Here is a 4,128-nt window from a genome sequence, read left to right as displayed (position 1 = left end):
TCAGTGGTGGATAAGAGGCTGCTTGGGGCTAGTTCCCCCTTTTTGCTCCTGCTGCATGTTGATGCGCACGGACAACACTCCCATCGACAAAGTGGATGTCCCAGTTAATTTTGCCCTCGGCATCGGCCTCGATCTGCAGGGCTTCGAGCAGTTGCTGCCACAAGCCGATGTGACGCCAGTGGTAGAATCGACCTGAAACTGTTGACCAGTGGCCATAGCGACTGGGTAAGTCTCGCCAAGGAGCACCAGTTCTGAGAATCCACAAGATGCCGTTGATGACGGTTCGATGGTCTTTAGCGGGGCAACCTGTATGAGGCTTTTGTGGTGGAAGCAGGGGCCAAATGCGCTTCCACTGCCGATCGTTTAATTCACCCCGTCGGTTCTTCTTTTGTGGTGGAAGAATCATGGAGGCTAATCAGTATTCCTGCACTATTTCTATTCTGCCAAAGGGTTTTAAAACACGCCCTAGAGTGCTGGTTGGGGTAATTTTCGTGAGTGAGTTAGGTGCTGGGATCGTGGGTAGAGTAGGCGATCGAACTTTTGAATTGGTTTGAATTGGGCTTTTTGGGCCTTGATCCCGTGTAGGTAGGGTTTGAGTCAAAAGGGGCCAATTCAAATTGCTAATTAAGTCTCATTGGCCATGCGGGTCTATATTTCCGAATCCAGAGTATTGAGTGTAAGAGGCCCTTAAAAAGCTATTTAGCCTCTATCGGTAACCATCCTTTGCAAGAGTCTCTAGCTTCAGAGCAGGCAGAAGGACGAAACAGAGTTTGGAGCGTACAACTCTTAAAGGCCAGCACTGTATAGCTATTAACTCTAGTTATAGAAACCACGTCATCAACGGCTTCTATAACTCGGTATAGATGGCCTGCCTCGGAAAGCAAACATTCACCTGTTAATACGGTCATTGCTTAACTGTTTATCAAATCAATGAGTATATTTTTATACTTATTGATTGTGGCATGGGTTTGTGATAACAAAGTTATATTTTCTACATACAAGTTAAGGATTTCTTAAGTCTTCACTCCGATCGCTCAGCAGTTAAAGGTTGCGGTTTGATGCTGACAGGCTCCACCCTACGACGGTTAAACCTGCATCCTTGGCTCTCGCAAAAGCTTCTCTTGAGGTTTCACCTGTTAGCAGCTCAGCTTGATTCCCAGCTCTCATCAAGTCTGTAGCTAGGCAGAGCAGCCTTAGAAGTGTCTCGATAACTTGTTAGCTAGCTAAATAGGCGTTGCTTCGTCTGGCTGTGCATTTAACAAAAAACACAATGCAACTTGCTCCAATTTTCTGAGGCTAACCCAAACCTTGTACGCAGTCGGTAGACAAGTAATACAAACTTCAATCCCCGTCTCCGATAAACTGACTGCCGTATTGAAAGCTTCCTGTCTTTGATCGGTATTGAACTTTTTATAGAAACCGTACAGCTCTTTACCAGCAGAAATGCCTTCTTGAAGTACACCCTATGCCAAAAGGAAAAGGTTGAAACGACCTCATGAGACAGGACGAGAGGATACATAGAACGACCTTCGAGTTGTAAGAATCTGTTCAATGGGTTCCCAACATTTTATGTGGTTGATGTTGCAAATTCTTATAGTGTCTACGTATCCTGACTTAAGGGAGCTTTGTAAGACCTGGCTCAACATCCGCTGAAGCTGAGCGATCGCTCAGCAGCCAAGATCCCCCAGGGCTCCCACTCGTCCTCATTGAGGTAAGCATTTCATCCCAGCCGATGTCCGAATTCTGGACAACTGGCGGGAATGAGCGGTAGTTCAGTGATGGGGTTGCGTTCTCCAATTGGGAAAAGTTAAAGGTGCGATCGGGTTTGGTAAAGGGTAACAGGCGATCGCGGCAAGAACTGACATTTTTGGCTCAGGATTGCTAGCCTCAGCTTTACACTTTAAACATCGGTGCTTTGTGGAAATTTATGTATCATTGGATACTTAAAACTAGTTTTCTCCACAGAGATACTATGCGGACTAATCCCCTCCTGATTTCTTATCCCTCTCCAGACTTTAGTGGTGCCTCTGCGACCGACGTTCGTGAGGAAATTCAGGATGCCCTTGGGGCTGGAATCAAGACGTTCTTGATTAACTTTCAAGAGATCGAATCGATGGATAGCGCCGGATTAAGGATTTTAGTCGCGATTCTCAAGGATGTTCAAACAGCCCAAGGGCAATTGTTTCTATGCTCCCTCAATGAGCCCATTCAGCTTCTTCTAGAAGAAGCTGGTATTAGTCGGACCTTCTCTATTTTCGCGAATCAAGCTGAGTTTCAAGAGACGGGGCTAGGAGCTTGATTTTCGATAGAGCAGAACAGAAGTGATGATTTTGCCAGCGGAAGCAGGCGAGAGAGCCGAAGCATGGATAAAAAGCAATAATCTTTATGCTTCGGGTAGCACTGAGTGGGATTTGTGGAACCAAGGCTTTTGGGCTCGAATAGAAAACAAACCCATAAAAGCCCTAATTGCTGTTATACAAGGGTGGATGTCAGCAGTTCAGTTTCTTAAGGAGAATAATTGGCTGTAGGAGTATCTGAGGAAGCTAAGCCAGCCTCTGCTTTGATGAAGCTGCGTTCCCCAATTGGGGGAAAGTTGAAAGGGCGATCGCTCTAGTGAAGCGTAAGATGCGACGCACTGTGACGCAAAACCTAGGCCCAGCTTTGACAGTCGGAAAGCTAACGCAGGCCGAAGCCTTTGTTTAGTCAATCAAAATACTAGAAGTTAGAAAAAGCATGAAATATGTACTGATCATTCATGAAGTTGAAGACTATAAGTCATGGAAGAAGATTTTCGATGATGCCTCCGATATAAGAAGGGAAGCTGGAGAGAGAGCGTATCAGGTCTTAAAGTATGAAAGTAATCCTAACAAAGTGGTGCATTTCTCATCCTGGACATCGATAGAGGATGCCAAGCGATTTTTTGAATCTCCTGAACTTGTGAAGATAAGAGCCGATGCTGGAGTAAAGTCTCCTGATTTCATATATTTAGAGCAACTAGAGTCAGGGGTTTTGTAGAGGCGTAAGCTGCTTTATTCATGAATTACTATTGCGTAGCTACACGAAAATGATTGGGATTCACCCGACTCCAGCGCGCAAAATCCCAAAAATACCTAACAATAGCGCGATCGCTCAGCAGCAGCCAGGAAACCCCAAGCCTCCACTCGTCTTTGTTGGTTAGTTGTCCCAATTTGGGACGTGTGGCGATCGCTCTTCAACTCCAGAGCCAGTGTAAACAGATGTCCTAATTCTGGACAACTGGCAGGGACGAGCAGCAGTTCAGTGATGAGGTTGTGTTCCCCAATTTGGGAAAAGTTGCAGGGGCGATCGCTTAAGGCTGCTGGGGATGGAGGAGCGATCGCTTCGTTTCTGACACTCGCAGTAATACTTGAGAGGGTCTGTGGCTTTATAGCCCTTTGGTCATTTTGGATTTCAGCTCTCTGATGCTTGCCAGAACGGTACATAACGGCAAGCAGGGGAGATAAAAAGCAGAGGGAATAAACCAAGAAGAGTGCGGGTCTTCGAAGTCAGGACAAAGCACAACGCTCCAGGCCGCTAGGAGCACACTTCCAATGACGACATAAGAGAGTGGCATCCCGATCCAAATCAAATAAGTGCTCAATAGAGGGGCCACAATGGAACCGATGAGCCGCACTGTTTCAAGAGAAAACGGTACTTTATCAGCGGCTGGTTCAGGTATATAGCCAGAATGAGCATCGGTTTTAGCCCGGAAAACGGCTAAGGCTGCAATCAGGTAAGCCCAGGCCACAGCTCCAACGATCGATCCGCAAATGGCCTCTAACAAGATAACCAACCAAAATTGCATCAAAGTCTAACCCCTTTCCTTGCTGGCAAGTGGCTTCAGTGTAAAACAGCGGCTTTGAGCTTCCTTCTTAGAATGGACAGTCAAGAAACTGTCTTTGACTGCGATCGCTCCAGTGAAGTAGAGGGGCGATCGCCTTCTCGATTCTTTGAAGTTCTGACTCGTTAACAAGTCACCCCTGCATCAATGACAGCTTATAGAGCCGATTTGACATCTTTATAATGGTGAATAAAGGCACCTACAATCCTCTAGTTTAGTCGCCATGGCATATTCGAGCACTCTGACTGATGCAGAATGGGAAATCCTTG

At 46.3% G+C, this 4,128-nt stretch carries 4 protein-coding genes and 1 pseudogene; 2 read left to right on the top strand and 3 right to left on the bottom strand.

Going from position 1 to position 4,128, the window contains the following annotated elements:
• Nucleotides 1–37 precede the first annotated feature (37 nt).
• Nucleotides 38–406 (bottom strand): annotated as a pseudogene (locus H6F72_RS29530) (IS5 family transposase); the annotation flags it as partial.
• Between the two features lie 1,566 nt (nt 407–1,972).
• Between H6F72_RS29530 and H6F72_RS29525 the strand changes: the two are divergent.
• On the top strand, nt 1,973–2,299 hold the full coding sequence (locus H6F72_RS29525) for an STAS domain-containing protein (protein ID WP_190443609.1): 327 nt from the start codon (nt 1,973–1,975) through the stop codon (nt 2,297–2,299).
• A gap of 434 nt (nt 2,300–2,733) precedes the next feature.
• Entirely contained in the window at nt 2,734–3,015 is a 282-nt protein-coding gene (locus tag H6F72_RS29520; RefSeq protein ID WP_190443608.1) for an antibiotic biosynthesis monooxygenase, read from the top strand.
• A gap of 95 nt (nt 3,016–3,110) precedes the next feature.
• Here the strand turns inward: H6F72_RS29520 and H6F72_RS29515 are convergent, their stop codons facing one another.
• Nucleotides 3,111–3,461, bottom strand: coding sequence for a hypothetical protein (locus H6F72_RS29515; RefSeq protein ID WP_190443607.1), 351 nt, complete (start codon nt 3,459–3,461; stop codon nt 3,111–3,113).
• Nucleotides 3,404–3,823: a hypothetical protein gene (locus H6F72_RS29510; RefSeq protein WP_190443606.1), complete on the bottom strand. Its 420-nt coding sequence runs from the start codon at nt 3,821–3,823 to the stop codon at nt 3,404–3,406. Before H6F72_RS29510 ends, H6F72_RS29515 begins: the two co-directional genes overlap by 58 nt.
• Nucleotides 3,824–4,128 lie beyond the last annotated feature (305 nt).

The organism is Trichocoleus sp. FACHB-46, from assembly GCF_014695385.1.
Taxonomy (GTDB): Bacteria; Cyanobacteriota; Cyanobacteriia; order FACHB-46; family FACHB-46; genus Trichocoleus.
This window is presented reverse-complemented; position numbering and strand designations above follow the sequence as displayed.

Bases quoted from the DNA above. Each gene is read 5' to 3' on its own strand.
- H6F72_RS29510 (WP_190443606.1), bottom strand. From the start codon at position 3,823: ATGCAATTTTGGTTGGTTATCTTGTTAGAGGCCATTTGCGGATCGATC.
- H6F72_RS29525 (WP_190443609.1), top strand. From the start codon at position 1,973: ATGCGGACTAATCCCCTCCTGATTTCTTATCCCTCTCCAGACTTTAGT.
- H6F72_RS29515 (WP_190443607.1), bottom strand. From the start codon at position 3,461: ATGTACCGTTCTGGCAAGCATCAGAGAGCTGAAATCCAAAATGACCAA.
- H6F72_RS29520 (WP_190443608.1), top strand. From the start codon at position 2,734: ATGAAATATGTACTGATCATTCATGAAGTTGAAGACTATAAGTCATGG.